Raw genomic sequence first — 24,192 nt, forward strand, 5'->3', positions numbered from 1 at the left:
GTCGCGTCTTGCGGACGACCGCATTCGGTGTTCAGCTGGAGACCAGATCGACGGGAGGAGCGAAGGTGCTTTCTCGGAAGACGCGACAGCTGGCGATCTGGGTGCCGGTCGCGGCGCTCGGCGCGGTCGCCTGGACGATCCTGGCCCTGGCCAGGGGCGAGAACGTGTCGGCGGTGTGGATCCTGTTCGCCGCGCTCGCCTCCTACGCCATCGCCTACCGGTTCTACTCGCGGTTCATCGTGAAGACGGTCCTGCGGGCCGACGACGGCCGCGCCACCCCCGCCGAGGTGAACGACGACGGCCACGACTTCCAGCCGACCGACCGGCGGGTCCTGTTCGGCCACCACTTCGCGGCCATCGCGGGCGCGGGCCCCCTGGTCGGGCCGGTGCTCGCCGCCCAGATGGGCTACCTTCCCGGGACGCTCTGGATCATCATCGGCGTCATCTTCGCCGGGGCCGTCCAGGACCTGGTGGTGCTGTTCTTCTCGATGCGGCGCGGCGGCCGGAGCCTCGGCCAGCTCGCCCGCGACGAGATCGGCCCGGTCGGCGGCATCGCGGCGCTGGTGGCGGTCCTGTCCATCATGGTCATCCTGCTGGCGGTGCTGGCGCTGGTCGTGGTGAACGCGCTCAAGGCGTCCCCGTGGGGGACGTTCTCGATCGCGATGACCGTGCCGATCGCCCTGTTCATGGGCCTGTACCTCCGGTACCTGCGGCCCGGCCGGATCATGGAGATCTCCGGGATCGGGGCGGCGCTGCTGGTCCTGTCGGTGTTCGGCGGGCGCTGGGTGTCGGAGTCGGGCTGGGCGGACGCCTTCACCTGGTCGGGCCAGACCCTGACGCTCGTCCTCATCGGCTACGGCTTCGTCGCGTCGGTGCTCCCGGTGTGGATGCTCCTGGCACCGCGCGACTACCTCAGCGCGTTCATGAAGGTCGGGGTCGTGGTGATGCTCGGGATCGGCATCCTCGCCGCGCTCCCGACGCTCCGGACGGAGGCCGTCACGTCCTTCGCCAGGAACGGCGACGGGCCCGTCGTCGCCGGATCGCTGTTCCCGTTCGTGTTCATCACGATCGCGTGCGGGGCGCTGTCGGGCTTCCACGCGCTGATCTCCAGTGGCACCACGCCCAAGCTCATCGAGAAGGAATCGCAGATCAGGGTCATCGGGTACGGCGGGATGCTGACCGAGTCCTTCGTCGCGATCATGGCGTTGATCGCGGCCTGCGTGATCGACCCCGGCCTCTACTACGCGATGAACATGCCGGGCCCGGCGCTCGGCCCGACCCTGGAGTCGGCGGCGGGCGCGGTCACCTCGCTGGGGTTCACCATCACCCCCGACCAGCTCTCCGCCGCCGCCCGCGACGTCGGGGAGTCCACCCTCGTGGCCCGCAGCGGCGGCGCCCCGACCCTGGCCGTCGGCATCGCCGACCTGCTCTCCTCGACCCTCGGGAGCAAGGCCTTCTGGTACCACTTCGCGGTGATGTTCGAGGCGCTGTTCATCCTGACGACCGTCGACGCGGGCACCAGGGTCGGGCGGTTCATGCTCCAGGACACGGTCGGCAACGTGTGGAAGAAGGCCGGCGACGTGAGCTGGAAGCCGGGCCTCTACGGATCCAGCGCGATCATCGTCGGGGCGTGGGGCTACTTCCTGTGGACCGGCGTCAACGACCCGCTCGGCGGAATCAACCAGCTCTTCCCGCTGTTCGGGATCGCCAACCAGCTCCTCGCGGCGATCGCTCTCGCCGTCTGCACGACTCTGCTGATCAAGACAGGACGGGCGAAGTACGCCTGGATCACCGCGATCCCGCTGGCCTGGGACGCCGTCGTCACCCTGACGGCGTCCTGGCAGAAGGTCTTCTCCGACGACGTCAAGGTCGGCTTCTTCGCCCAGCGCGCCCTCTACCAGGACGCCCTCGACGCGGGGAAGACCTCGCTCGGCAACGCCAAGACGACCGGCCAGATGGAGCAGGTCGTCACGAACGCGACCGTCGACGGCGTCCTCGCGGCGTTCTTCGCGCTGTGCGTCATCGTCGTGCTGGCCGACGCGGTGCGCGTCTGGATCGGGGCCTTGAGGCGTCCCGCGCCGACGACCGAGGACCCCTATGTCGAGTCCAAGCTGTGGGCGCCCGCCGGGCTGATCCCCACCGCGGAGGAGCGCGTGATGATGAAGGAGGCGTCGGGGCGGGGGGCCGGGCCGTGACGTGGGGCGGGCTCTGGGGGTTCCTGCGCGACCTCACCGGGGAGCGGGCCTACGAGCGCTATCTCGACCACCGGGCCCGCCGCCATCCGGGCGAGCCCGTCCTGGCCGAGAAGGAGTTCTGGCGCCGCCGCACCGACGCCCACCGTCCGCGTACCTGCTGCTGACGGCGGGCGCCGGCGTCCGGCCGCTCAGCGGGCGGCGGGCAGCCGGACGGGACGGTACATCAGGGCGTCCCGGGTCCAGTCGAGGCCGGAGCGCATGACCTCCTCGACCGCGGGGGCCAGCAGCTCCGGGTCCTCGCGCAGCTCGGCGAGCTGTCCCGGGTGCAGGAGCAGGCGGAAGATCCCGCGCGAGATCATCGCCGCGGTGGTCTCGTGGCCCGCGAGGATCAGCGTGAACACCATGTTGACGAGCTCGGGTTCCGACAGCCCGTACCGCCGCGCCAGTTCCGGGGAAGGGCACCCCAGCTCACCGGGGGGAAGATCAGGCCACGGCCGCTCGCTCATGCGCGCCTCCACGTTCCGGCCGCATCGGAACGTGACCCGGCGCTCGCGGACGGTCAACGCCCGCATCCGGCCGCGGCCCGTCCTCACAGCGAGAGATCGGTCCCCTGGAAGCGCTGTACGGCGTCGGCGTCACCCGTGACCTCCACGAGCGCGTGGTCCTTGCGCCCGAACGCGTACAGCAGCAGCTCCGAGGGCTTCCCCGTCAGCTCGACCCGCCCGGCGCCGTCGACCAGCCGCCGGGACTCCCCGGACGGCCGCCGCACGAGGATCGCGACCGGCGACTTCCGGAAGAGCAGCCGCCCGCGCTTGGTGATGGTCCGCCACAGCTCCTCTTCGAGGGCGTCGTCGAGATCGCGGGGCTTCCATCCCTCCTGGGCCCGCCGCACGTCCTCGTGGTGGACGAAGTACTCGACGGTGTTCATGGCCCGCTCGACCGCGGGCACCAGCCCGACCAGAACGGGGCCGCCGCGCACGAGCCCGACCAGCTCGCCGAAGGTCTTCCTGCGGCGCAGGGCGTCCTGCACGGAGCCGGTGTGCCCGGCCAGCCACGGCACGACCAGCCCGGCCGCCGCGTCGGGCCGCCTCTCCCGCACGACCAGGTGAGCCGCGAGGTCTCCGGCGTCCCATCCCTCGCACAGGGTGGGCGCCTCCTCCCCGACCGACTCGAACAGCGCACAAAGCTCTTCCCGCTCAACCCGCGATGCCGACGTCATATCCGGAGCCTAGGCGGTGCCCTTCGCGGACCACAGGGCGGGGAAGACCCGGGCGACCTTCGCGGTGAGGTAGTCGCCGTAGGTGCCGCCGAAGACCGACAGATCGCCGCCGTCCCAGCGGCCGGGGTCGCCGGGCGGGCGGGGGAGGGCGGGGATGGTGGCGGTGAAGCCGGGGTCGAAGAAGAACGGGAAGGACAGGCGGCCGTGGCCGCTGGTGTTGCGGACGCGGTGCGGGGCGGAGCGGTAGCGGCCCCCGGTGAGCCGGTCGAGCATGTCGCCGATGTTGCAGACGAACGTGCCGGGCAGCGGTGGCGCGTCGAGCCAGCCGCCGGGCGTCCGCACCTGGAGGCCGCCGTGCCGGTCCTGGGCGAGGAGGGTGAGCAGGCCGTAGTCGGTGTGCTCGCCGACGCCCCACTCCGGGCCGGAGGAGGGCGGGTAGTGGAAGATCCGGAACAGCACGGTGGGGTCGCGGGTGATGCCGTCCTCGAAGTGCGACGCGGGCAGTCCGAGCGAGAGCGCGACGCCCCGCAGCACCGCCCGGCCGAGCGAGGTGAGCGCCTCGATCCACTCCAGGACGGTCCCCCGCAGCTCCGGGACGGCCGCGGGGAACAGGTTGGGCCCGTGCAGCGGAACCCCGGCCAGCACCCGGGGATCGTCGGCGGGCAGCTCGCTTCCGAAGTACAGCCCCTCCTTCAGATCGGGACGTCCCGAGGTCAGCTCCCCGCCGACGGGGAAGAACCCGCGCCAGGCCGTCCCGCCCTCGATCATGGAGATCCGTTCCTTCTCGGCCTCCGGCAGGGCGAAGAAGGCGCGGGCGGCGGTGTCCAGGCGCCGCTGGAGTGCGGGGTCCACGCCGTGCCCGGTGACGTAGAAGAAGCCGTGGGCGCGGCAGGCCCGGCCGATGGCCGCCGCGGCGGGAGCGGTGTCGCCGCCCGCCACCAGGGAGGTCACGTCGATGACGGGAAGATCCATGGGTTCATGGTCGCCGAAACCGGCCGTCCTCGCTCACTGCAGGGCGGGAACGGTGTCGCCGAGCTCGTTGACGGCCGACAGCCCGGGGTGGGCGCCGAGCCGCCGGTCGGAGATGACCTCTCGGGCGTGGGCGTCCCGGCCTGACAGGCGGATGCCGATGACCCGGCGGCTGGCGCCGGCGACGTAGTACCTCTTGCCCGAGGGCGCCTTCCACCAGGCGCCCGCCACGAGGTCGCGGCGGAGCCTGCTGCAGTCCCAGGTGTTCGTGGCGGTGCGGGTCAGGGCCGTGGTGGTGCGGCCCGCGGCGGTGGCGAGCAGGACGGCGCGGACCGAGCTGCCGCCGGTGGCGTCGGTGAGCCGGAGGCAGAGCCACCGGCCGCGGCCCCGCTCGGGCAGGGCGCCCGACCAGAACTCCCAGGCCGTCGCCCCCTGGATCTCGCCGCCCGGACGGTCGACGGCGCAGCCCAGCGCCTTCCACGCGCTGAACCCGCCGGGCACCGTGTCGAGCTCGCCCGGGCCGAAGCGGTTGACGTCGGCGGGCGGCGGAGGCTGGTAGTAGGCGTTGGACAGCGAGAGCCGGCCGAAGTCGAGCATCGTGTACGGCATGCCGTGCGCGATCTCCGGCGCCCGGAGCCGCAGCACGGGGCCGCGCCAGCAGCCCCTGCCGTCCGCCCTCGCGATCGGGCCGGTCACCCCCTCCCTGACCGCGATCTTCCGCCAGCGGAAGTCGGCGCCGGACAGGTCGGAGGCCGAGACCTCCCTGACCCAGGGCGGCAGCAGGTAGCGGCCGCCCTCGGCGGTGGTGCGGAGCTTGAGCGGGCTCGCGCCGTCGGGCTTGGTGCGCGGCTGGGGCAGCACTTCGAGGGGCGGGCCCCCGCCGTCCTCGGTGTAGCGGGCGACCTGCCCCGGCCGGTGCAGCAGGACCACCGGGACGCCGTCGACCCGGCCGGCGTAGAGGAGCTGGGCGGGGCCGGAGCCCCAGGCGCGCATCGCCCGTCCGACGAGCTCCCCGTCGTCGGCGAGGGCGCCCCGGGCGGGCCAGGTGGAGAGGTCGAGCTCGGTGCTGCCGCGCCAGGCGTCGGGGAGGGCGCGGGCGGCCCGCGGAAGCTCGGGCAGGGCGTCGGCGTGCCCGTGCGGCTCCAGCCGGCTCCAGGTCACGGCCGCCAGCACCGACAGCCCGCACAGCGCGGCCACGGCCACCGTCCTGGGTCGCGGGAGCCCCGGCCTGCCGTACATCCGGGCGAGGGTCGGGTCGAGCGCGGGCCGGTGGGCGGCGCCGTCCCCGGCCCGCTCCTCCAGCCGGGTCACCGCGTCGATCGCCTCGCCCGGATCGGCGACGCCCGCGCCCGCCAGGATCGCGACGACCTCCTCGGGCGGCCGCTCCTCCAGCCGGAGCAGCGCGTAGGCGGCCCGCGCGGGGGCGGGCAGAGCGTCGAGCTCCTCGGTGAAGGCGACGTCGACGCTGTGGGTCAGCGCGGGCATGGCCCCGACGGAGGCCAGCCGTCCCGACCAGGGCCGCATCCGCTGCCGCAGCAGCCGCCGGACGTACCTCCGCCGCGGCGGCTCCCCGGCGGAGCGCTCGTGCCGCGCGAACTCCGCCGCGGCCAGCCGGTGCGCCAGGACCAGCCGCCGCTCCGCGTCGCCGCCGGCGGGAAGGGTGAGGTAGGCGAGCCAGACCAGCTCGCGGTACGGCCGCACCGGAACCCTGCTGCTCTTGATCGACCGCACGACGTCCCCTTACCTGTGGTAGCCGCACCAACACGGAAAGCGGTCCTCAGGTTAACCCGTCCTTGACGGTCCCGGTCGTCAGAAGAGCGTCAGCGGCTCGTTCGGCATCGGTTCGGGAAGCGGCTCCAGCGCGGGGACGCGCGCCCGGACCTCGTCGTGGAAGCGCCGGGCGAGCGTCAGGGAGTCGGCGTTGTCCGGGGTGTGCAGGAAGACGGTGGGCGAGCGGCCCTCGTGCACCCACGCGACGACGGTCTCGACCCAGAACCCCCAGCCCTCGACGGTCTCCTCGACCGAGTCGCGCCCGAGGTAGCGGACGATCGGCTCGGCCGACAGCGCCCGTGAGCGGCGGGGCATCCGCGGCTTCTTCGACCAGGCGTCGCGCTCGGAGTCGCTGGTCGGCGGCGTCTGGAACAGGGTGACGGTGTCGAACGGCACCCACTCGGCGCCGGCGGCCTCGAGCGTCCGGGTCAGGGCGGCTTCGCCCCGCGGATCCTCGAAGAACCCCTTGTGCCGCACCTCGACCGCGTAGCCGTGCTCACGCGGCATCCGCCGCAGGAACGAGGCCAGCGTGCCGACGTCCCCGGGCCCGAACGACCCGGGAAGCTGGATCCACAGGGTCCGCGCCCGCTCCCCGAGCGGCGCGATCGCGTCGAGGAACCCCCGCACCTCGACCTCGACCCCGGTCAGCCGCCGCTCATGCGTGACGGTCTTCGGCAGCTTCGCCAGAAACCTGAACCCCGGATCGGTCTGCGCCGCCCACGACTCCACCGTCCCCCGCTCGGGCACCGCGTAGAACGTCGTGTTCCCCTCCACCGCGTCACACCAGGTCGCGTACGCCCGCAGCCTCTCCCCGGCCCCCAGCGGATGCGGCAGCAACCGCCCCCGCCACGGCCCATGCGTCCACATCGCACACCCCACCCGAACCCGCATCCCCCGAAAATACCGAACGCTCCGGACGTCCCGGCCCCCGATCACCGGCTGGGCCCGGACCGTTCTTCAGCCCCTGGTGCAGCGAGCCCCACTGAGCGGGAGTGAGCCGAAGCGACGGCCGATCTCTGTGCTTGGAATCCCGGATATGGATCACCGCGGGTGCAACCGCCACTTCGACGCATTCACTTGAGGTGGTATGACTGCTCATTCGCCAGTCAAGGTGGGCGTGATCAGCCGTTCCGTCGGTCATCCGCAGCCTTCCATCGGTCGATCGGAGCCGAGGGTCACGACCCTGTGACCTGGTTTGATCTATTCTAGACCGCCCGTTTTATGCTGCCTATGGCATGGTTTGTCTTGTTAAGAGGCTTCAGTCATCTGAGCGATCATTGATTCGATCAACTGAAGCGATGCGGCCGGAGACAGGGCGATGTCACGAATGGACTCGAAGGCCTCCTTGTGATCGGAGATGCGCTCGTCGTCTCCGATGACCGTCACCGTCTCCTGCCTGCTCTCGAGGAACAGCACGTCGCCGAGGTCGCCCTCGAACTCGAGGATGGTGAACGCGCCGCGCATGCCTTCGTGCTGGCCGGCGGAGAACGGCACGACCTGGACCGTCACGAGTTCGTTGGCGCGGACGACCTCCGTCACATGCCGGAGCTGGCGAGGCATCAGCCCCGCGTCCTCCTGGACTCCGACATGCCGCCTGATGACGGCTTCGTCGAGAAGGAAGTGGCGGGCCGGCGGCGTGGAGCGGAGCTCCAGTTCCTCCTGGCGGCGCAGGCGGAACCGGGTCCTGATCGCCTGGTTGGTGCCGCCGCCGATGGCATCGGCGTACTCCTCCGTCTGCAGGAGGCCGGGGACGGTCGAGTGCTGTGACTGCTTGATGCTGGCGGCGCCGGCCTCATAGCCGATGTAGGAGAGGTAGGCGTCGGGGAAGTCGCTTTTGAACGTGCTCCACCAGGCGGGCTGCCGGGCTCCGGCCGCGAGTTCCTGCAGCCGGTCGATCGTCTCGCGCGAGTCGACCCCGTAGACGCCGAGCAGCACCTGGAGATCGCTCTTCTGGATGGGGTTCTTGCCGCCTTCGAGGCGGATCATCTTGGCCGCCGACCAGTCGAGCTCCCTGGCCACCTCGTCCTGGGTCAGCTCGCGTTCGCGTCTCAGCCGTACCAGCTCATCCCTGAGCAGTTTGCTCTGAACCGCGGGTCCCTGATCGTTCGGCACTTCCACCACTTCACTTTCATCCTGACGCACGCGCGCCATGACTACCCGACATTGTGTCGGGTCGCATATTGCCGCATTGCGGAATGAGAGCTGAGTAGCGACACAGCATCGTTACCTCTACCTATGCAACCCGCCGGTATGTATGCTGACGTTAATAAACCTTGCGTGGTGTCACCTTACATCCTGGCACCAGCGGAAAGCAGAACGGAAATGGGCAACTCCGCCGCTCCGTCGGCTCTTCGGCTCATGGGCGGTGCCGCCCGTTCCGTACCGTTGCTGGGGGCCGTCATGGCGGCCCTCCAGCGTGGTGACGGGCGGGGCGGTGTGCCCGCGTTCCGGCCGCAGCAGGGCCTGCACTGCACGTTGATCGCGGTGGACATGGTGGCGAGCGGGCGCCTCGACGACGACGCCCAGATGTTCGTGCGCGGTGCGCTCTACGACATTCTCGACCGGTCCTTCGGCAACGTCGGCATTCCCGCGCACGCGCGCCGGGTGGACGACCGCGGTGACGGCGCGCTGATCACGGTTCCGCCCCAGCATCCGGCGGGCGGGTTCATCGACGGGCTGGCCTTCAATCTTCAGGCCGCGCTGCGCCGCCACAACCGGATGTCCAGTGATCTCGCGCGGATCCGGCTGCGCGTCGCGGCTCATGCGGGTCCGATCTATCCCGATTCGCAGGGGATCGGCGGCAAGGCCGTCGTCCATCTGTTCCGCATCCTCGACGCGCCGGCGTTCAAGCAGATGTTCAAGGACGAGGCCCTGGAGTTCGGGCTGGTCGCGTCCGACTACTTCTATGACTCCGTCGTCCGGCCGGGGCACGGGCTCATCGATCCGGCGCTGTTCCAGCCGCTGTGGGTGGATCTCAAAGAGACCCAGTGCCAGGCCTGGGGATACCTGCCGCGGCCCGCCGCAGCCTGAACGGCCGCTCTGTACGGATTCGGGGGAGGCGGCTAGAAAGGGGTGGTGGACGTCTCGGAGCGGATGTGGGGGCGGCTCGCCGGGGCGGGGGCCGAGCGGAGGTTCCGGCGGGGTGAGGTGCTGCTGCACCAAGGGGACGAGCCGACGCATGTGGCGCTGCTGCTGTCGGGGCGGGTGAAGGTGGTGCTGTATCCGGGGGAGGGGAGTGCGCTGCTGCTCGCGGTGCGGGGGCCGGGGGAGGCGCTCGGGGTGATGGGGGTCGCGGGGGCCACGGACCGGTCGGCGACGGTCGTCGCGCTGGAGGTCTGTGTCACCCGGACGCTGCCCGCCGAGAGGTTCCTCGCGCTCGTGCGGGAGGCGGGGGAGGAGGCCGTGCTGTTGCGGAACGCGATGCTGCGGATCCGTGAAGGGGAGGCCTGGCGGGCCGAGACGGCGTCGCTTCCGGCGCGGCTGCGGGTCGTCCGGGCGCTGCTCAGGCTGGCCGTCCCGGTGCCGGGAGCTCCGCTGGAGGTGCCGCTGGGGCAGGCGGAGATCGGGCAGGCGGTCGGCCTGTCGCGCGGGGTCGTCGCTGCGGAACTGGCCCGCCTGCGTGAGGCGCGGCTCGTCACGACGGACACCGGAAGGGTCGTCATCGACGATCAGGAGGGGCTGCGGGCGCTGGCCGGTACGGGTCAGATCGGTGTCTGATTTCGAACACGGTCCGCCGTCGCGATTGTGCACTGTGGTCGGGACGCACCCGTCCGGCAGGGAGGCCCGATCGTGGAGAAGACCAGCGCACTGCTCACCGTCGACGCGGAGGGGTTCAGCACCCACCGCGACGTCGACCAGCCCCGCCTGCACATCGAGATGCGGCGCGCCGTCGACGCGGCCTGCGCCTCCAGCGGCCTCGACGCCCAGTGGGCGGAGATCCCGTTCAAGGAGAGCACCGGCGACGGGCTGCTCGCCGTCCTGCCCCGGGAGACGATCCCCGATCTGGTGGACCGCTTCCCCGCCCGCCTCCAGGACATCCTCGCGTCCATGGGCCGCCGGCTGCGCGGTGACGGCCTCAGCCTGCGCCTGCGGGTCGCGCTCCACGAGGGCCTGGTCGACGACGACCGTCCCGGCGCCCCCGGGATCTCGGCCGCGACCACCGAGGTCTGCCGCATCGTGGACGGCGTCCCGCTCCGCGACGCCCTGACCACCAGCGACCCGCACGTCACCTACACCGCCTTCGCCGTCTCCCGGGAGATCTTCGGCCCCTACATCCAGGGCGGCAGGACCGATCTGCGGGAGAGCCAGTTCGACCCGGTGGAGATCACCGTCAAGGGCGTCTCCCGCCCCGCCTACCTGCGCGTCCCCGTCCCCTCCCGCCGCCTCGACCCGCCCCCCGCCCCGGAGGAGACGCCCCCCGCCCCGGCCTCCCACCCGGCCCCCGCCCCCGGCCACATCTCCCTCAACGACGTCAAGGTCCGCGGCGACAACTCCCAGAACGTCATCGGCAGCCACGTCGCCGGCAGCGTCCACCAGATCCGATCATGATCGACATCGACACGCGTCACGGCCGGGCGAAACGAGTATCGCCGGAACATCCTGCCGGTGCCCCGGGTCCGTGATCGCCGCTACGGGTGCCAGAGTTGGACGATCTTCACGACGCGCTTCTTGCGGATGATGAGGCCGTAGTCGGTGCTGGTGCTGTTGCGGGAGGCCGCCTGGTGCTTGAGGCCCTTCAGGGTGCTGCGCTTGAGTCCCGTCTTGCGCGGGCCGGTGAGCGTCAGGCAGATGACGGCCTTCTTGGTGAGGTAGTGGGTGTGCCTTCCGCCGTAGGCGACGTGATGGGGCTCGGTGTAGTGGTCGTCGACCAGCTTCATGTACCTGCCGCGGACCGCTCCGCCGGGATGCTTCGCGGTCCTGGAGCGCACGCTGCCCTTGTCCCACAGGGAGATGACCTTGCTGAACCTCTTCGGGACCGAGCAGGCGTTCGCCGCCTGGGCCGGGGCCGCCGTCCCGGCCAGGACGGTCGCCGCCATGGCCACCGTCACGACGGCCGCCCTGCCTCGCATCGCCATGGGGGATCCCTCTCGTTCCGCGGCAGAACCGGGTGTTCTGTCGATCTTGTTCGGCATTCTGCCTATTCATGATCGGCCGCGTCCACCCCGGCCGATGGGTCAGCCCACCGAGAACACGGCTGCGACCGGCGGTCGGGCGGGGTAGGAAGGGGGGAGGCCGCCCCGGACGCCGGGCGGTGCGGCGCACGGGAGGGCGGGTCATGGCGGAACCGACGGTCGAGACGGGCGGGGCCCGGCGGCAGCCGCTGCTGCGCATCCTGCTCGGGGACGTGCTGCGCCGGGTCAGGCGGGCACAGGGGCGGACGCTCGCCGACGTGGCGCGCGCCGCCCGGATCTCGATGCCCTACCTGTCCGAGCTGGAGAGAGGCCGGAAAGAGGCCTCCTCCGAGGTGCTGGCCGCCGTCTGCGACGCCCTGCGGGTGGAGCTGGCGGACGTCCTGGTCGAGGCCGGGCGGATGCTCGCCGACGACCGGGCGCGCAGGATCACGGTGGGGACCGTCGCGATGCGCCGTCCGGCCGCCCGTCCGGGTGCCGGGGACATCTTCTGCCTGGCCGCCTGAGGCGCCTCAGCCGGGCATGTCCTTCCGGCTGGAGATGATCACGTCGGCGAGGCCGTACTCGACGGCCTCGGCGGCGTCGAACGTGCGGTTGCGGTCGGTGTCCACCCTGATCTTGGACGCCGGATGACCGGTGTGCCGGCTGAGGATCGCGTCCATCTCGGCCCGCACCCGCGCCACCTCCTTGGCCTGGACCGCGAGGTCGGGCAGGGTGCCGCGGGCCTGGCTCGACGGCTGGTGCAGCATCACCTTGGCGTGCCGCAGCACCGACCGCTTGCCCGGGGTCCCGGCGGCCAGCAGCACCGCGGCCGCCGACGACGCCTGGCCCATGCAGTACGTCGCGATGTCGGGCTTGATGAACTGCATCGTGTCGTAGATCGCGGTCAGGGCGCTGAACGAGCCGCCGGGGGAGTTGATGTACAGCCCGATCTCGGAGTCCGGGCTGGAGGACTCCAGATGGATCAGCTGCGCCATCACCACGTTGGCGACGCCGTCGTCGATCTCGGTGCCGAGGAAGACGATCCGGTCCGACAGCAGCCGCGAGTAGATGTCGAACGCCCGCTCCCCGTTCGGGGTCCGCTCGACGACGGTCGGAATCGTGTACTGGCTCATGTCAGGCCCCCATCTTGTAGCCGACGGACTGCTGGCGGGCCAGCACGGGACGCACGTCGTCCATGCGCTCGACGATGTGGTCGATGAGCCCGTACTCGCGCGCCTCGTCGGCGCTGAACCACCGGTCGCGGCGGCTGTCGCGTTCGACCTCGTCCTCCGGCCGTCCGGTCTGCTCGGCGGTGAGCCGGGTGAGCAGGGTCCCGATCCGCTCCAGCTGCCCCGCGTAGATCTCGACGTCGGCCGCCGTCCCGCCGAAACCCGCCGACCCCTGGTGCATCAGCACCTGGGCGTGCGGCAGGCTGAACCGCTTTCCCGGCGTACCGGCGCTCAGGAGGAACTGCCCCATGCTGCCGGCCAGTCCGAGAGCGAGCGTGCTGACGTCGTTGGGAATCAGGTTCATCGTGTCGTAAATGGCGAGTCCCGCGCTGACGGAACCACCGGGGGAATTGATGTAGAGACTGATGTCGCTGCGCGGATCCTCGGCCGACAACAGCAGCAGCTGAGCGCACAACCGGTTGGCGATCCGGTCCTCGACCTCCGCGCCCAGCACGATGATCCGCTGCTGGAGCAGGCGGATCGCCAGCTGGTCATCGAGGCCGCCCGGCACCGCGACCCCTTCTCCCGTCCTCTTCACAGCCTTTCGCCTTTCCGTCGTGACGTCGGCGAATTCCGTCGTCACGACCGACGATAAAAGGGCGGAACAGGGGACGGCAGCTTTATCTGCTGGCAGCAGATAACCCGTTCAGCGAGACGTTCCGCGGAAATCGGGAAGTGCCGCGAAGGCCGCGTCGAGGCGCACCCGGCGATCGAGATCGCGCACCCACGCGCGGGCCCGGCTGAGGGGATGGTCGGGGAACTGCGGATCGAGGGAGGCGTCGTCCGCCCGGTTGAACGGCAGCCTGCCGGTGAGATCCCGGACGTAGGGGTGCTGGGCCGGGGCGAACGATCCGAACCGAGCCATCGCCGTCGCCTCGCGGACGCCGCTCACCGGCCCCTCCTCGTCCATGAACTGCAGGACGACCGTCCGGGTCGACTTCGCCAGGAACACCGAGGCGCCGAACAGCAGCCCCGACCGCCGCGAGGGATGCGGGATCTTGAACACCTGCGCCATGCCGGGCACGCCCCCGATCCACACCGGGTCGGCCTGGATCAGGCAGCCGTGCTGGGAGTAGGAGGCCGCGAGATTGCGCCGCGCCGTCTCGAGGTCGTCGAGCCAGTGCGTCTCGGTCAGCGGGAAGTCCTGGATCTTCAGCGCGATGTTGGCGCCGGCGCCGTCCACCCAGGCGTCCTCGGTCTTCCCCGCCCGCCAGCCCGAGGTGTCGAACACCGCCGCCCGCCCGGGCGGAACCGGCGCCGCCTGCGGCTGGAACGCGGGCTGCCGCTGGACCGGGGGCGCCGGGTAGGGGGACGGCTGCTGGTAGGGCGGCGGAGCGTGGTGCACGGGCGAGGGGTAGCCCCCCTGGGGGTATGCGGGTGGCGGATAAGCGGGCGGCTGGTAGGCGGGCTGCGCGTAGCCGGGCGGGGCGTAGGCCTGCTGCGGCTGGGCAGGGACGGGCTGAGGCTGGGCCTGCGGGGAGCGGACGGGCTGGGGCTGGGCGGGGGGCTGGTTCTGGGCGGGCGGCGGAGGGTAGACCGACGGCGGATGCTGGTCGAAGACGGACCGGCCTCCCGAGGACGGCCGCCGCCCGAAGATCGGCTCGGCGACCGGCGGCGCGAAACGCAGCGAGGAGACGTCCAGATCGCGGCCCTCGGGCCCGCCGCCGCCGATCCGGCAGCGCGGGGTCACCTGGGCGGGCGAGTCCACGTGGAAGGCGTCGATCATCGTGATGACGCAGCGCTTGGCGAGATCGACGATGTGCGCGTCGCCCGGGTTCGCGATCGAAAGTCCCCACGACGGCGGCGGCCCGAACCAGTTCAGCTCCTCCAGCACCCTCTGGTCGGCCTCGGAGAGCTTCAGCCGCTCGTCCCGGCAGTGCTTGTCCGTGAGCGTGGCCACCATCCGGCCGTCGAACCGTCCGATGAGGATCTCCCGGTCGCCGGGCAGGAAGAGCGCGAGCGTCGCGCCCACCTGGAGCCTCCGCAGGTACTCCTCGAGCACCGGGATGTACGCATTCCAGTCGGTCATGATCGGACATTCTGGCCGTGTTCCCGGTCCCGTGAATTGATCTTCTGAAATCGGGCGTTCCCGTCGCGCTATGTTGGACCGACTGTCCACTGCGCTCCCCGCCTCCCGGGAGGATCGGCATGGCCGACGACCCCCTGACCGACTTCGCCCGCGAAGCCTTCACCTCCGGAGGCCGCACCCATCCGGTCCTCCGCGCGGGAACCGGCCCGGCCGTGATCGTGATCAGTGAGATTCCGGGGATCACGCCGCTGGTCGCGGGCTTCGCGCGCAGGATCCGCGACCTCGGCTGCACGGCCGTCCTGCCCGACCTGTTCGGCGTGGCCGGCCGCGACCCCTACCCGGCCGCCCACGGCTGGACCGGGACCATCGCCACCGTGGCCCGCGCGTTCACCAAGGTCTGTGTCAGCCGCGAGTTCACCCTCCTGGCCACCGGCCGCAGCTCGCCGGTCGTGACCTGGCTGCGGGCCCTGGCGGCCCGGGAGCACGAGCGCTGCGGCGGTCCCGGCGTCGGAGCCATCGGCATGTGCCTGACCGGCGGATTCGCCCTGGCCATGGCCGTCGACGACCGGCTGCTCGCCCCCGTGGTGGCCCAGCCGTCCCTCCCGCTGCCGGTGACCCGGCGGCAGCGTCGCGGGATCGACATCTCCCCGGCGGACCTGGAAACGGTCAAGAGGCGCTGCGCCGCGGGCGACCTGGACGTCCTGGGGCTGCGGTTCACCGGCGACAGGCTCGTCCCCGCCGAGCGCTTCGCCTTCCTGCGCGAGGCCCTCGGCGACGCCTTCACCGCGATCGAGCTGGACGACTCCACGGCCAACCCCGACGGCCTCATCCGCCCCCACTCGCCGGTCACCGACCACCTCATCGACGAGCCGGGTCAGCCCACTCGTGACGCCCTCGACCAGGTCCTCGACCTCTTCCGCCGCCGTCTGCTCGCCCCCGCTCAGGACTGATGATCTCCCAAAACTTGGTTATGTCATTATCTTGTATGATTCGTGTTTATGGCGGTAGGTTGAAGTCATGACCGCGTCCCAGACACCGACCATCGCCGAAGAGCTGCGTGGTGCGGGCCTGCGGGTCACGGCGGCCCGTGTGGCCCTGCTCGAGATCGTCCGCAGTGGTGGCCATCTCGGCGCCGAGGCCATCGCCTCCGGTGTCCGTGACCGCGTGGGCCACATCTCCGTGCAGGCCGTTTACGAGGCACTCCACGCCCTCACCGCGGCGGGGCTCGTGCGCCGGATCGAACCGGCGGGCAGCCCGGCCCTGTACGAGGGGCGCATCGGCGACAACCACCACCATCTGGTGTGCCGGTCCTGCGGGATCGTCGTGGACGTCGATTGCGCGGTCGGCGAGGTTCCCTGCCTGACCGCGTCCGAAGCGCACGGCTTCGCGATCGACGAGGCCGAGGTCATCTACTGGGGCCTGTGTCCCGGTTGTTCCACCACCAGCACCTGAGCGCCTGATCAGCTTCCTCCGGAAGGATTCCCATGTCTGAGAACCATGATGCGATCGTCACGGATGCCAAGCCCGAAGAGAGCGGCTGTCCGGTAGCGCACGAGCGCGCCGCGCACCCGACCCAGGGCGGCGGGAACCGTCAGTGGTGGCCCGAGCGCCTCAACCTGAAGATCCTCGCCACCAACCCGGTCGTGGGCAACCCGCTGGGCGCGGGCTTCGACTACGCCGAGGCCTTCAAGTCCCTCGACCTCGCCGCGGTGAAGGCCGACATCGCCGAGGTCCTGACGACGTCGCAGGACTGGTGGCCGGCCGACTTCGGCAACTACGGCCCCTTCATGGTCCGCATGGCGTGGCACAGCGCCGGCACCTACCGGATCACCGACGGCCGCGGCGGCGCGGGAGCGGGCCAGCAGCGCTTCGCGCCCCTCAACAGCTGGCCGGACAACGGCAACCTCGACAAGGCCCGCCGCCTGCTCTGGCCGGTGAAGAAGAAGTACGGCCAGAAGATCTCCTGGGCCGACCTGATGATCCTCACCGGTAACGTCGCCCTCGAGACGATGGGCTTCGAGACCTTCGGCTTCGCCGGCGGCCGCGCCGACGTGTGGGAGGCCGACGAGGACGTCTACTGGGGCCCGGAGACCACCTGGCTCGCCGACGAGCGCTACACCGGCGACCGCGAGCTCGAGGAGCCCCTCGGCGCCGTCCAGATGGGCCTCATCTACGTCAACCCCGAGGGCCCGAACGGCAACCCGGACCCGCTGGCCGCGGCCCGCGACATCCGTGAGACCTTCCGCCGCATGGCGATGAACGACGAGGAGACCGCCGCCCTGATCGCCGGCGGCCACACCTTCGGCAAGACCCACGGCGCCGGCCCGGCCGACCACGTCGGCGACGACCCCGAGGCCGCCCCGATCGAGGACCAGGGCTTCGGCTGGAAGAACAGCTTCGGCACCGGCAAGGGCGGCGACACGATCACCAGCGGTCTCGAGGGGATCTGGACCAACACCCCGACCGCCTGGGACAACAGCTTCCTGGAGATCCTCTACGGCTACGAGTGGGAGCTCTTCCAGAGCCCCGCCGGCGCCAACCAGTGGAAGCCCAAGGACGGCGCGGGCGCGGGCACCGTCCCCGACGCCCACGACGCCTCGAAGACCCACGCCCCGGTCATGCTCACCACCGACCTGGCGCTCCGCGTCGACCCGGTCTACGAGCAGATCACGCGCCGCTGGCTCGCGAACCCCGCCGAGTTCGCGGACGCCTTCGCCCGCGCCTGGTACAAGCTGACCCACCGCGACATGGGCCCGATCGTGCGCTACCTCGGCCCGGAGGTCCCGTCCGAGGTGCTGCTCTGGCAGGACCCGCTCCCCGCGCTGGCCCACGAGCTCGTCGACGCCTCCGACGTCGCCTCGCTCAAGGAGCAGATCCTCGCCTCCGGCCTGTCGGTCTCGCAGCTCGTCTCCGCCGCCTGGGCCTCGGCCTCGTCCTTCCGCGGAAGCGACAAGCGCGGCGGCGCCAACGGCGCCCGGGTCCGCCTCGAGCCGCAGCGGAGCTGGGAGGCCAACGACCCCGGCCAGCTCGCGACGGTCCTGCGCACCCTCGAGGGCATCCAGTCCTCGTTCAACGCCGCGCAGTCCGGTGGCAAGCAGATCTCCCTCGCCGACCTGATCGTCCTGGCCGGTGCCGCCGCGGTGGAGAAGGCCGCCAAGGACGGCGGCGTCGACGTCGAGGTCCCGTTCACCCCGGGCCGTGTCGACGCCTCGCAGGAGCAGACCGACGTGGAGTCGTTCGCCGCGCTCGAGCCCGCCGTCGACGGCTTCCGCAACTACCTCGGCAAGGGCACCCGCCTTCCCGCCGAGTACTCGCTGATCGACCGGGCGAACCTGCTGACCCTGAGCGCTCCCGAGCTGACCGTCCTCATCGGCGGCCTGCGCGTCCTGGGCGCCAACCACCAGCAGTCCTCGCTGGGCGTCCTCACCGCGACCCCGGGCGTCCTCACCAACGACTTCTTCGTCAACCTGCTCGACCTGGGCACGACGTGGAAGGCCACCTCCGAGGACTCCACCACCTTCGAGGCCCGCGACTCCGCCACCGGCGCGGTCAAGTGGACCGGCAGCCGTGTCGACCTCGTCTTCGGCTCCAACTCCGAGCTGCGCGCCCTCGCCGAGGTCTACGCCAGCGACGACGCCAAGGAGAAGTTCGTCACCGACTTCGTCGCCGCCTGGACCAAGGTCTCCAACCTCGACCGCTTCGACCTCGCCTGATCCACGCACCCAGCCAGGCCGATCCCCGCGAGGGGGTCGGCCTGACCTCTTTTCCGCCCTGGAGCCGGATCGTTCTCCGCCCTAAAGACGGATCGGGCGGGTGGGGGAGAGGGCCAGTTCACCGGCGTGGACGCGGGAGAGCATGGTCCGGGCGGCGTCGACGATATGGGGGATGCCGGCCAGGAGTTCGGCGGCGTCGGCCTTGGAGGCGGGGGAGAGGCAGGGAGCGGGGAGGTCGGCGAGGCGGGTGGCGAGCCAGCCGAAGGGATCGGCGGTCAGGGCCTCGTCGAAGACCCGGGCGCCGGGTTCGTTCTCCGTCATCGACGGGTGGTGGTGCATCCGGTCCCTGCTGCCGGGGCCGCCGGCGATCGACTCGAAGAAGTCGGCCCGCCACAGGCCCGTGTCGACGACCGTCCGCTGGGCGGCGTAGATCGAACCGCGCCACGGCGACGGCTCCACCAGCCGCAGCTCCACCCGCACCCCGCGCTCGGGATCCTCCTGGCCCGGCTCCGGGTCGGGATCGACGAAGTACAGGTCCTCGAGGGTCACCGCCAGGGCGCCGAAACAGAATGCCTGCAACATTCCCCGATGCTGCGCGCTGGCTCCGCCGACGTCAAGGCCGGTGCGGCAAGGTGGTCTGGGTCACATCATCACGTAAAGGGCCGGAAACCATATGTTTGCCGCCGTCTGGCATTATTTCCCGTCCGCCTCGCAATATGGGCGGTCACAGAGGACGGCAGCTTTGATCCACCACTTCACCTACGGACCGGTCACGCCCGTGCTGGCCTATGCCATGTCCGTCTTCGGATCCTTCCTCGGCCTGCGCGCGGCGCTCCGCAGCCGCTACTACCGGGACCGTCGGCGCGCGGCCTGGCTGACGGCGGCCGCGGTGGCGATCGGCGGAGCCGGGATCTGGGCGATGCACTTCATCGCCATGCTCGGCTTCTCGATCACCGACCGGAACATCCGGTACGACGTCCCCCTGACGGTCGCCAGCCTGCTGATCGCCATCGTCGTCGTCGCGTGCGGGCTGTTCATCGTCGGCTACCACGGCGTCGGCGTCCTCCAGCTCGGCAGCGCGGGACTCATCACGGGCTGCGGCGTCGCGGCCATGCACTACCTGGGCATGGCCGCGATGCACGTCGGCGAGCACGTCTCCTACGACCGGACGCTCGTCGTGCTGTCGGTCGTGATAGCGGTCGTGGCGGCCACGGCGGCGCTGTGGGCGGCGCTCTCGGCGGAGAACGCCTGGTTCACCGTGGGGGCGGCCGGGGTGATGGGCGCGGCGATCAGCAGCATGCACTACACCGGCATGGCCGCGATGAACCTGCACCACGTGTCCGACGCCGTGAACCCGATGGAGGGCGCCGCCCAGATCAACGTGATCATCCCGCTGATGATGGGCATCATCGTCGTCGCGACCGTCATCTCGGGCGCCCTCGTCCTGTCCCCTGACCTCAAGGAGCTACGCGAAGAGGCCCCCGCCCACTAGCGTCCGGGGCGTCCTCCTCCTCGGTGAGGAAGCCGCCGGACTGGTGGTGCCAGAGCCGGGAGTAGGCGCCCTCGGCCTCGAGGAGCTCCTGGTGGGAGCCCTGTTCGAGGACCGTCCCGCGGTCGAGGACGACCAGCCGGTCCATCCGGACCACGGTGCTCAGCCGGTGCGCGACGACCAGCGCGGTCCGGTTGTGCATCAGCCGCCACAGGGCCTCCTGGACCAGGACCTCGCTCTCGGAGTCGAGCGCGCTGGTCGCCTCGTCGAGCAGCAGGACGGGGGCGTCGCGCAGGATGGCCCTGGCGAGCGCGACCCGCTGGCGCTGCCCGCCCGACAGCTTGACGCCCCGCTCGCCGACCAGGGTCTCCAGGCCGGCGGGCATGGCGTCGGTGAACTCGGTGACGTGCGCCGCCCGCGCGGCCCGCAGCACCTCGGCGTCCGAGGCCCCGGGACGGGCGAAGGCGATGTTCTCCCGGACCGTCCGGTGGAACATCGCCGGCTCCTGCGGCACATAGGAGATCAGCCCGCGCAGGTCGCTCTGCCGGAGCCCGGCGATGTCCTGGCCGCCGATGAGGATCCTGCCTCCGTCGACGTCCATGAGGCGCAGCAGCAGCCGGGTCAGGGTGCTCTTGCCGCCGCCCGACCGGCCCACGAGCCCGATCTTCGATCCGCTGGGGAAGTGCAGGTCGAGCCCGTCGAACAGGGTGGGAGTCCCGTCGTGGGCGAAGCTGACCCGCTCGAAGTGGATCGCCGCGTCGGCGGGCTCCAGCGGCTGCGGCTCGTCGGGGTCGAGGACGGCCGGCGGCTCCAGCAGCAGCTCGGTGAACTGGGCGGCCTCGGTCAGCGTGCTCTCCATCCGCCGGTAGACCTGGTTGAACTCGAACATGATCCGGGTCGCGTTGGAGTAGTAGGCGAACGTCACCACGATCGCCTCGGCTCCGAGCCCGCCGCGCAGCGCCACCGCGATCAGCAGCCCGATCGCGCTGGTCAGCACCGACATCGGCGCGACGACGGTGTCGACGCGCAGGTTCCCGTAGTCCCAGGAGCGCAGGGACGTGCGGTGCTGCTCGGCCAGCCTGTCCCGGTACTCCTCGGCCTCCCGGTCCTCGGCGGCGAACGCCAGCACGGTCTCCATGTTGGTCAGGACGTCGGCGACATGTCCCGAGACCCGCACCTTCGCGGCCTCGCGCTCGTCGACCAGGACCTGCCGCCGCCGGATGAACGGCGTCACGATCAGGCCGGTGACCACGATGAGCCCCACCAGCACCAGGACGAGCAGCGGGTCGTAGCGCCACAGCACGACCGAGGCGAACACCAGCGGGATCGCGTTGCCCATGATCGAGAAGGTGAGGGTGTCGGCGAACTGCTCGAAGCCGTTGGCGTATCCGAGGATCCGCTTGGTCAGCGATCCGGCGAAGGAGTTCTGGAAGAACGCCGCGTCCTTGCGGAGCAGCTCGTCCATGCCCTGCGAGCCGAGCCGCTCGATGCCCCTGGCGTCGAGCCGGTTGTGGAAGTGCAGGCCGAGCCGCCACAGCACCTCCCCGGCGAGCAGCATCCCGCCGAAGCCGAGCACACAGGGCATCAGCTCACCGACGGAGACCTCGCCACCGCCACCGGCCAGCCTCCCGACCAGCGCCGCCACGAACAGCGGCGCCAGGTAGAAGATGCAGACGTTCCCCAGCGCGGGAATGGTCAGCGCCGGCACCGCCGTCCGCCACTGACGCCGGACCTCCCCGCAGTACCGGCGCACCGCCATCAGCAGCGCCCGCCTCCGTTCGTCCCCCGCGCCGCCTTTCGATGCCCCCGTCATGCGCCCTCCCCGCCGCCGACCGCCGCCTCCATGCTCTCCCCGGGCACGGCCCGGGGTCGAATGGTTTTGGCCACTGCGGGTCGCCGGCCCTGTCCGGAGCAGGACAGGGCGCCGGGTGCCCGGAGCGCCGCGGGGCGCGCGCCGGACTCCGGACATTGTCAGGTTGGGCGCGTTGGGGGCCGGAGATTTAGTGGGAAACGCGCTATCCGGAAGGGGCCCCGGGGGAAGAGACTCTGCGCTCGGAGGTGGGCGCATGGTGCGCATTATGTCGGTGGCCGGAGCGATCGTCGTCGCGATGGCGGGGACCGCGGCGATGGGGAGCGCGGCTTCGGCCGCGCCCAAGGCGAAGTGCTGGGTCGGGTCGTGGAAGGTGACGACCGCGACGGTCTATGTGAAGGACACCAAGAAGGCCGCGGAGTTCACCGTCAAGGGCGGCGCGGGGATCAAGGTCAAGCTCGCCAAGACGGGCAAGATGTCCTACGACTTCACCGGATCCAAGCCCCTCAAGGGCACCGGAACGGTGAGCGGCGTCCCGACCAGCGCGTCGGTGACCCTCACCAGGAAGCTGACCGCCAGCAGCAAGATCACGGGTAGCACGAAGGGCAAGATCACCGCCAAGGTGAGCAGCGTCAAGGGCAACGCCCTCCTGAAGCTGACCAGCCCCTTCACGACCACCCTCAACATCGCCAAGGCCGCCAAGAAGGGCGCCGAGCTCGGCCTCCTCCCCATCAAGGCGACCTACACCTGCTCCGGCAGGACCGGCACGATCCAGCAGAAGTACACCAAGGGCGCCACCACCACGAAGAGCACCTGGAAACTCCGCCGCTCCTAGCGCGGGGCCTTCGGGCCGCGTCGCCGGCGTTCCCGGACGGCCTCAGGACCGTCCGGGGCGCTCCCCCTGCGGGGTGAGGAGCAGGTTCATGACGCGGTCGGCACGCTCGGGGGAGGTGCCGGAGGGGTCGGGGACGAGGTAGGCGCCGACCCAGGTGCGCAGGAGCAGGAGCGCCCGGTCGGCGGCCTCGTCGGGGGCGAAGCCGAGCTCCCGGAGGCAGGCGGCGACATGGCCGAGGAGGGCCCGGTCGGCGAGGCGGACCGCGGCGGCGGCGTCCGGGTCGTGCTGGGCCCACAGGCGCATAGCGCGGTCGACGGGGGCGATCTCGTGGCCGAGGGCCTGGATGCGGCGCAGCCGTTCGCGGGGGTCGGTGGTGCTGCCGAGGGCGAGGGCCAGGACCTCGTCGGTCCGCTCGTGCGCCCAGCGGTCGAGCAGCGCGCGCAGGAACTCGGGACGGTCCTTGAAGTGCCAGTAGAAGCTGCCCTTGGTGACGCCGAGCCGGGCGGCGAGCGCGGTGATCGTCAGACCGTGCTCCCCGGCCGCGGCGAGCTCCTGGTAGGCGATCTCGATCCAGTCCCGCCTGGCGACCTTCGTCCGGGTCGCCTTCGTCCGGGCCGTCATCGTGCTCCCCGCTCCGTCCCGCTCACACGAGCGCCATCGGCCCGGGATCCATGCCCAGCGCGATCCTGCCGTAGAGGGAGTATGCCGTGTCCGGATCGAAGACGACGTGCCCGGAGATGGTGTTGACGTCGCGCTGAGCCCGCTGGAACGGCGAGTCGGTGAACTGCGCGCTCGCCCCGGCGGCTCCGCACAGCTCGTTCACGACCCTGCGCGCGGTGGCGACCACGTGGGCGGCCACCATCCGGGAGCGTGCCCGTTCCGGCAGCTCGTGCCGTTCCGGGGAGTCGCGCGTCACCGCCCGCAGCGCGTCGTCCAGGAGCAGCCGCGCCTCCGCCAGCTCGGCGGTCGCGGCCGCCAGCCGGATCTGGCCGCTCATCAGCTCGCTCTGCCGCTGCCCGCTGTAGGCGAGGAACCGCTTGCGCATCCGCTCGGCGAACGCGGCGAGCACGCCCTCGGCCGCCCCGAGCACCGGCGCGGCCCCCGTCAGCGCGAACACCGGGACGAGCGGGGCCCGGTAGAGGGCGCCGCCGTGCACCCGCGCCCCCGGTGAGCGGCCGCCGGTCAGCTCGGTCAGGGCCACCGAACGGTGCGCGGGGACGAGGACGTCCGCCACCTCGACGTCGTTGCTCCCCGTCCCGCGCATCCCGCTGGTCCGCCAGACGTCATGGACGGTCACCTCCGATCGGGGCAGCAGGAAGAGCCTCGGCTCGATCGTGCCGTCCCGGGTGACCAGGGCCGTCACCATCACGTGGTCGGCGTGCTCGATGCCGCTGGCCCACGACCACCGCCCGGTGACCCGGTGGCCTCCTCCGACGGCGGGCTCGGCGGTCCCGCCCGGCGACAGCACGCAGGGCACCAGCACATGGGGACGGCCCGCCCAGACCTCCGCCTGCGCCTCCTCGGGGAACAGCGCGATCATCCAGTTGTGCAGCGTGTAGATCACCGACAGCCATCCGGTCGACGCGCACGCCGCGCCGATCTCCCGGCAGGCGTCGGCCATGGCCTCCAGCCCCAGTTCGGGCCCGCCGAACCGGGCGGGCACGAGCATCCCGAACAGCCCGGTCCCGGCCAGGTCGGCGACGTTCCCGTCAGGCAGCCGCCGCTCCCGCTCGGCCTGCGCGGCCCGCCCGGCGAGCACCGGCGCCAGCTCCCTGACCCGCTCGACGATCTCTTCACCATACTCCATGGTATGGAACCATACT

The 24,192-nt window shown here is 71.4% G+C and carries 26 protein-coding genes; 11 read left to right on the top strand and 15 right to left on the bottom strand.

Annotated features, from left to right (window positions below; all coding sequences use genetic code 11):
- The first annotated feature begins 65 nt into the window (after nucleotides 1-65).
- Together ABD785_RS25865 and ABD785_RS25870 are read left to right on the top strand one after the other, a co-directional pair.
- The gene (locus ABD785_RS25865) at nucleotides 66-2,195 is read left to right on the top strand and encodes a carbon starvation CstA family protein (protein WP_344833053.1); all 2,130 of its coding nucleotides are present in this window, start codon (nucleotides 66-68) and stop codon (nucleotides 2,193-2,195) included.
- A complete protein-coding gene (locus tag ABD785_RS25870; protein WP_344833054.1) occupies nucleotides 2,192-2,359 on the top strand; it encodes a CstA-like transporter-associated (seleno)protein in 168 nt (55 codons plus the stop codon). Before ABD785_RS25865 ends, ABD785_RS25870 begins: the two co-directional genes overlap by 4 nt.
- A 24-nt stretch (nucleotides 2,360-2,383) precedes the next feature.
- Here ABD785_RS25870 and ABD785_RS25875 read toward each other — a convergent pair whose 3' ends face one another.
- From ABD785_RS25875 to ABD785_RS25905, 7 genes are all read right to left on the bottom strand, one after another.
- A complete protein-coding gene (locus ABD785_RS25875) occupies nucleotides 2,384-2,701 on the bottom strand; it encodes a cytochrome P450 (RefSeq protein ID WP_344833055.1) in 318 nt (105 codons plus the stop codon).
- 83 nt (nucleotides 2,702-2,784) lie between these two features.
- A complete protein-coding gene (locus ABD785_RS25880; protein ID WP_344833057.1) occupies nucleotides 2,785-3,414 on the bottom strand; it encodes a TIGR03085 family metal-binding protein in 630 nt (209 codons plus the stop codon).
- A 9-nt stretch (nucleotides 3,415-3,423) separates the two neighbouring features.
- Entirely contained in the window at nucleotides 3,424-4,386 is a 963-nt protein-coding gene (locus tag ABD785_RS25885; protein WP_344833059.1) for an isopenicillin N synthase family dioxygenase, read from the bottom strand.
- 33 nt (nucleotides 4,387-4,419) lie between these two features.
- A complete protein-coding gene (locus ABD785_RS25890) occupies nucleotides 4,420-6,114 on the bottom strand; it encodes a hypothetical protein (protein WP_344833062.1) in 1,695 nt (564 codons plus the stop codon).
- Nucleotides 6,115-6,192: 78 nt separating this feature from the next.
- Nucleotides 6,193-7,020, bottom strand: a complete 828-nt coding sequence (locus tag ABD785_RS25895; RefSeq protein ID WP_344833064.1) for a DUF72 domain-containing protein — start codon at nucleotides 7,018-7,020, stop codon at nucleotides 6,193-6,195.
- Entirely contained in the window at nucleotides 6,932-7,294 is a 363-nt protein-coding gene (locus tag ABD785_RS25900) for a DUF397 domain-containing protein (RefSeq protein WP_344833067.1), read from the bottom strand. Before ABD785_RS25900 ends, ABD785_RS25895 begins: the two co-directional genes overlap by 89 nt.
- A gap of 107 nt (nucleotides 7,295-7,401) precedes the next feature.
- Entirely contained in the window at nucleotides 7,402-8,304 is a 903-nt protein-coding gene (locus tag ABD785_RS25905; RefSeq protein ID WP_344833070.1) for a helix-turn-helix domain-containing protein, read from the bottom strand.
- Nucleotides 8,305-8,475: 171 nt separating this feature from the next.
- On the opposite strand from ABD785_RS25905, the gene ABD785_RS25910 reads away from it, so the two are divergent.
- The 3 genes from ABD785_RS25910 to ABD785_RS25920 all read left to right on the top strand — a co-directional run bounded on the left by ABD785_RS25910 (nucleotide 8,476) and on the right by ABD785_RS25920 (nucleotide 10,701).
- A complete protein-coding gene (locus ABD785_RS25910) occupies nucleotides 8,476-9,183 on the top strand; it encodes a hypothetical protein (protein ID WP_344833072.1) in 708 nt (235 codons plus the stop codon).
- 45 nt (nucleotides 9,184-9,228) lie between these two features.
- On the top strand, nucleotides 9,229-9,870 hold the full coding sequence (locus ABD785_RS25915) for a Crp/Fnr family transcriptional regulator (protein WP_344833074.1): 642 nt from the start codon (nucleotides 9,229-9,231) through the stop codon (nucleotides 9,868-9,870).
- Nucleotides 9,871-9,942: 72 nt separating this feature from the next.
- Complete coding sequence (locus ABD785_RS25920) at nucleotides 9,943-10,701, top strand: hypothetical protein (protein WP_344833077.1); 759 nt, start codon at nucleotides 9,943-9,945, stop codon at nucleotides 10,699-10,701.
- Between the two features lie 80 nt (nucleotides 10,702-10,781).
- Here the strand turns inward: ABD785_RS25920 and ABD785_RS25925 are convergent, their stop codons facing one another.
- Nucleotides 10,782-11,228, bottom strand: coding sequence for a hypothetical protein (locus ABD785_RS25925; protein ID WP_344833080.1), 447 nt, complete (start codon nucleotides 11,226-11,228; stop codon nucleotides 10,782-10,784).
- 200 nt (nucleotides 11,229-11,428) lie between these two features.
- Here ABD785_RS25925 and ABD785_RS25930 point away from each other — a divergent pair, with 200 nt between their 5' ends.
- Complete coding sequence (locus ABD785_RS25930) at nucleotides 11,429-11,788, top strand: helix-turn-helix domain-containing protein (RefSeq protein WP_344833082.1); 360 nt, start codon at nucleotides 11,429-11,431, stop codon at nucleotides 11,786-11,788.
- A 6-nt stretch (nucleotides 11,789-11,794) separates the two neighbouring features.
- Here ABD785_RS25930 and ABD785_RS25935 read toward each other — a convergent pair whose 3' ends face one another.
- The 3 genes from ABD785_RS25935 to ABD785_RS25945 form a co-directional block, all read right to left on the bottom strand.
- The gene (locus ABD785_RS25935) at nucleotides 11,795-12,397 is read right to left on the bottom strand and encodes a ClpP family protease (RefSeq protein ID WP_344833084.1); all 603 of its coding nucleotides are present in this window, start codon (nucleotides 12,395-12,397) and stop codon (nucleotides 11,795-11,797) included.
- Nucleotide 12,398: 1 nt separating this feature from the next.
- Entirely contained in the window at nucleotides 12,399-13,031 is a 633-nt protein-coding gene (locus ABD785_RS25940; RefSeq protein ID WP_344833087.1) for an ATP-dependent Clp protease proteolytic subunit, read from the bottom strand.
- Nucleotides 13,032-13,139: 108 nt separating this feature from the next.
- The gene (locus ABD785_RS25945; protein ID WP_344833090.1) at nucleotides 13,140-14,522 is read right to left on the bottom strand and encodes a TY-Chap domain-containing protein; all 1,383 of its coding nucleotides are present in this window, start codon (nucleotides 14,520-14,522) and stop codon (nucleotides 13,140-13,142) included.
- Nucleotides 14,523-14,641: 119 nt separating this feature from the next.
- On the opposite strand from ABD785_RS25945, the gene ABD785_RS25950 reads away from it, so the two are divergent.
- The 3 genes from ABD785_RS25950 (at nucleotide 14,642) to katG (ending at nucleotide 18,235) form a co-directional block, all read left to right on the top strand.
- Nucleotides 14,642-15,472, top strand: a complete 831-nt coding sequence (locus ABD785_RS25950) for a dienelactone hydrolase family protein (RefSeq protein WP_344833093.1) — start codon at nucleotides 14,642-14,644, stop codon at nucleotides 15,470-15,472.
- Between the two features lie 67 nt (nucleotides 15,473-15,539).
- Nucleotides 15,540-15,974 carry a Fur family transcriptional regulator gene (locus ABD785_RS25955; RefSeq protein ID WP_344833096.1) on the top strand — a complete coding sequence of 145 codons (435 nt, stop codon included), beginning with the start codon at nucleotides 15,540-15,542 and terminating at the stop codon, nucleotides 15,972-15,974.
- 32 nt (nucleotides 15,975-16,006) lie between these two features.
- Nucleotides 16,007-18,235, top strand: coding sequence for a catalase/peroxidase HPI (katG, locus tag ABD785_RS25960; RefSeq protein ID WP_344833099.1), 2,229 nt, complete (start codon nucleotides 16,007-16,009; stop codon nucleotides 18,233-18,235).
- Between the two features lie 81 nt (nucleotides 18,236-18,316).
- Here katG and ABD785_RS25965 read toward each other — a convergent pair whose 3' ends face one another.
- A complete protein-coding gene (locus ABD785_RS25965; protein ID WP_344833102.1) occupies nucleotides 18,317-18,817 on the bottom strand; it encodes a hypothetical protein in 501 nt (166 codons plus the stop codon).
- 160 nt (nucleotides 18,818-18,977) lie between these two features.
- Here ABD785_RS25965 and ABD785_RS25970 point away from each other — a divergent pair, with 160 nt between their 5' ends.
- Nucleotides 18,978-19,727 (top strand): MHYT domain-containing protein, encoded by a 750-nt coding sequence (locus ABD785_RS25970; protein ID WP_344833104.1) that lies wholly within the window; start codon nucleotides 18,978-18,980, stop codon nucleotides 19,725-19,727.
- Here ABD785_RS25970 and ABD785_RS25975 read toward each other — a convergent pair.
- On the bottom strand, nucleotides 19,693-21,537 hold the full coding sequence (locus ABD785_RS25975) for an ABC transporter ATP-binding protein (protein WP_344833107.1): 1,845 nt from the start codon (nucleotides 21,535-21,537) through the stop codon (nucleotides 19,693-19,695). The genes ABD785_RS25970 and ABD785_RS25975 overlap by 35 nt on opposite strands.
- A 253-nt stretch (nucleotides 21,538-21,790) precedes the next feature.
- Between ABD785_RS25975 and ABD785_RS25980 the strand changes: the two genes are divergently transcribed.
- A complete protein-coding gene (locus tag ABD785_RS25980; RefSeq protein WP_344833110.1) occupies nucleotides 21,791-22,369 on the top strand; it encodes a hypothetical protein in 579 nt (192 codons plus the stop codon).
- Between the two features lie 42 nt (nucleotides 22,370-22,411).
- On the opposite strand, the gene ABD785_RS25985 is transcribed toward ABD785_RS25980, so the two are convergent.
- Nucleotides 22,412-22,990 (bottom strand): TetR/AcrR family transcriptional regulator, encoded by a 579-nt coding sequence (locus ABD785_RS25985; RefSeq protein WP_344833113.1) that lies wholly within the window; start codon nucleotides 22,988-22,990, stop codon nucleotides 22,412-22,414.
- Nucleotides 22,991-23,012: 22 nt separating this feature from the next.
- Nucleotides 23,013-24,176 carry an acyl-CoA dehydrogenase family protein gene (locus ABD785_RS25990; RefSeq protein WP_344833116.1) on the bottom strand — a complete coding sequence of 388 codons (1,164 nt, stop codon included), beginning with the start codon at nucleotides 24,174-24,176 and terminating at the stop codon, nucleotides 23,013-23,015.
- Nucleotides 24,177-24,192 lie beyond the last annotated feature (16 nt).

This window comes from Actinocorallia longicatena, from assembly GCF_039534125.1.
Classification (GTDB): Bacteria; Actinomycetota; Actinomycetes; order Streptosporangiales; family Streptosporangiaceae; genus Actinocorallia; species Actinocorallia longicatena.

What these genes read in the sequence shown, in the direction of transcription:
- ABD785_RS25875 (WP_344833055.1), bottom strand. Translation starts at nt 2,701, where the DNA reads ATGAGCGAGCGGCCGTGGCCTGATCTTCCCCCCGGTGAGCTGGGGTGC.
- ABD785_RS25885 (WP_344833059.1), bottom strand. Translation starts at nt 4,386, where the DNA reads ATGGATCTTCCCGTCATCGACGTGACCTCCCTGGTGGCGGGCGGCGAC.
- ABD785_RS25880 (WP_344833057.1), bottom strand. Translation starts at nt 3,414, where the DNA reads ATGACGTCGGCATCGCGGGTTGAGCGGGAAGAGCTTTGTGCGCTGTTC.
- ABD785_RS25975 (WP_344833107.1), bottom strand. Translation starts at nt 21,537, where the DNA reads ATGACGGGGGCATCGAAAGGCGGCGCGGGGGACGAACGGAGGCGGGCG.
- ABD785_RS25980 (WP_344833110.1), top strand. Translation starts at nt 21,791, where the DNA reads ATGGTGCGCATTATGTCGGTGGCCGGAGCGATCGTCGTCGCGATGGCG.
- ABD785_RS25910 (WP_344833072.1), top strand. Translation starts at nt 8,476, where the DNA reads ATGGGCAACTCCGCCGCTCCGTCGGCTCTTCGGCTCATGGGCGGTGCC.
- ABD785_RS25945 (WP_344833090.1), bottom strand. Translation starts at nt 14,522, where the DNA reads ATGACCGACTGGAATGCGTACATCCCGGTGCTCGAGGAGTACCTGCGG.
- ABD785_RS25985 (WP_344833113.1), bottom strand. Translation starts at nt 22,990, where the DNA reads ATGACGGCCCGGACGAAGGCGACCCGGACGAAGGTCGCCAGGCGGGAC.
- ABD785_RS25895 (WP_344833064.1), bottom strand. Translation starts at nt 7,020, where the DNA reads ATGTGGACGCATGGGCCGTGGCGGGGGCGGTTGCTGCCGCATCCGCTG.
- ABD785_RS25900 (WP_344833067.1), bottom strand. Translation starts at nt 7,294, where the DNA reads ATGACCGACGGAACGGCTGATCACGCCCACCTTGACTGGCGAATGAGC.
- ABD785_RS25935 (WP_344833084.1), bottom strand. Translation starts at nt 12,397, where the DNA reads ATGAGCCAGTACACGATTCCGACCGTCGTCGAGCGGACCCCGAACGGG.
- ABD785_RS25965 (WP_344833102.1), bottom strand. Translation starts at nt 18,817, where the DNA reads ATGTTGCAGGCATTCTGTTTCGGCGCCCTGGCGGTGACCCTCGAGGAC.
- ABD785_RS25950 (WP_344833093.1), top strand. Translation starts at nt 14,642, where the DNA reads ATGGCCGACGACCCCCTGACCGACTTCGCCCGCGAAGCCTTCACCTCC.
- ABD785_RS25905 (WP_344833070.1), bottom strand. Translation starts at nt 8,304, where the DNA reads ATGGCGCGCGTGCGTCAGGATGAAAGTGAAGTGGTGGAAGTGCCGAAC.
- katG (WP_344833099.1), top strand. Translation starts at nt 16,007, where the DNA reads ATGTCTGAGAACCATGATGCGATCGTCACGGATGCCAAGCCCGAAGAG.
- ABD785_RS25990 (WP_344833116.1), bottom strand. Translation starts at nt 24,176, where the DNA reads ATGGAGTATGGTGAAGAGATCGTCGAGCGGGTCAGGGAGCTGGCGCCG.
- ABD785_RS25925 (WP_344833080.1), bottom strand. Translation starts at nt 11,228, where the DNA reads ATGGCGATGCGAGGCAGGGCGGCCGTCGTGACGGTGGCCATGGCGGCG.
- ABD785_RS25930 (WP_344833082.1), top strand. Translation starts at nt 11,429, where the DNA reads ATGGCGGAACCGACGGTCGAGACGGGCGGGGCCCGGCGGCAGCCGCTG.
- ABD785_RS25955 (WP_344833096.1), top strand. Translation starts at nt 15,540, where the DNA reads ATGACCGCGTCCCAGACACCGACCATCGCCGAAGAGCTGCGTGGTGCG.